This is a genomic window from Bacillus sp. SIMBA_005, assembly GCF_046535585.1.
GTDB lineage: Bacteria > Bacillota > Bacilli > Bacillales > Bacillaceae > Bacillus > Bacillus pumilus.
On sequence record NZ_JAWRWI010000301.1, the window covers coordinates 1 to 277 of the forward strand.

Annotated in this window: 1 pseudogene; it reads right to left on the reverse strand. The window is 63.9% G+C overall.

Annotated elements, in window-relative coordinates:
- A pseudogene (locus SB660_RS20210) lies at positions 1-277 on the reverse strand (hypothetical protein); the annotation flags it as partial.

Consider the following 277-nt stretch of genomic DNA (forward strand, 5'->3'; position numbering starts at 1 on the left):
CGCCGATCAGCAGCGTCAGCGGGTAGGCGAAGCCGTAGCCGTTGTCGACGGCCCAGACGGGCACGACATACAGGGCCGCCATCGATACGGCGCAGAGCACGGCGCCGAACCAGACGACGGTCTTCGACCAGCCGATCTTGTCACCGAGAGCGCCGAAGAACAGATTGAAGGGGATGTTGACGGCGTAGATCACGGTCGTCAGCAGAAGGAACTGACCGACCGACCAGTCGAGGCGGTCGGTGAACAGCGCCGGGAAGAACACCGCCATGCCGTAGGT